This is a genomic window from Desulfomicrobium escambiense DSM 10707 (assembly GCF_000428825.1).
GTDB lineage: Bacteria > Desulfobacterota > Desulfovibrionia > Desulfovibrionales > Desulfomicrobiaceae > Desulfomicrobium > Desulfomicrobium escambiense.
Genome location: NZ_KE386805.1, coordinates 45,841 through 46,859, shown reverse-complemented (window position 1 = coordinate 46,859; position 1,019 = coordinate 45,841). Strand labels below are relative to the sequence as shown.

Here is a 1,019-nt window from a genome sequence, read left to right as displayed (position 1 = left end):
CACGGTCTGGACGGCAACGACACCATGCGCGGCGGTTCTGGCGCCGACACCCTGGACGGCGGCGAGCACGCGTACGCAGCGCACACTCCCTGGCTGTTCACTGAGGAAGGCGGCGACACCGTGGATTACGGCGCAAGCACCGCGGCCGTGGACATCGACCTGACCCGCGCCACCCAATCCGGCGGCCACGCCGAGGGCGACGTGCTCATCGGGGTCGAGAACGTCATCGGTTCGGCCCACGCCGACAGCATCACAGGCGATGCGGCGGCCAACCTTCTTTCCGGCCTTGGCGGCAACGACACGTTGCTTGGCGGGGATGGCAACGACACCCTGCGCGGCGGGGCCGGGGCCGACCTGATCGACGGCGGCCTTGGCCTGGATTTCGCCGATTACCGCGACAGCGCGAGCTGGGTGACCGTGGACCTGAACATCCAGGACGGGCTGACGGCCCAGTCGGGCGGCGGGACGGACAACGACGCCCTGGGCGATACGCTGATCGGCATCGAGCATCTCATCGGCAGCAACGACGCTTCCCACGGCGACGTGCTTACGGGCAACGCCGCGGGCAACCATCTCATCGGCCTGGACGGCGACGACACGCTCATCGGCAACTCGGGCAACGACACCCTGGTGGGCGGGGCCGGGGCCGACAGACTGAACGGCGGCTCGGGTACCCGCGACCTGGCGGACTACAGCGCCAGCACCGCCTGGGTCAACGTGGACCTGACCAAGCAGGACGGGACCGCGGCCCAGATCGGCGGCGGCGCGGGCAACCACGCCGAGGGCGACATCCTGACCGGCATCGAGGACGTCAACGGCTCGGCGTACGCCGACTCCATCCTCGGCAGCACCGCCATCAACATCCTGAACGGCTACGGCGGCAACGACACCATATCCGCCGGAAACGGCAACGACACCGTCCACGGCGGCGATGGCGACGACTTCATCGACGGAGGCGGCCACGCGGACGAACTGTTCGGCGACAGCGGCAACGACACGATCTACGGCGGCGACAGCAT

General features: G+C 69.1%; 1 protein-coding gene. It reads left to right on the top strand.

Going from position 1 to position 1,019, the window contains the following annotated elements; translation table 11 throughout:
• Positions 1 to 1,019 (top strand): calcium-binding protein (locus G394_RS21485; RefSeq protein ID WP_281168300.1); only part of this gene is annotated, 1,019 nt, incomplete at both ends.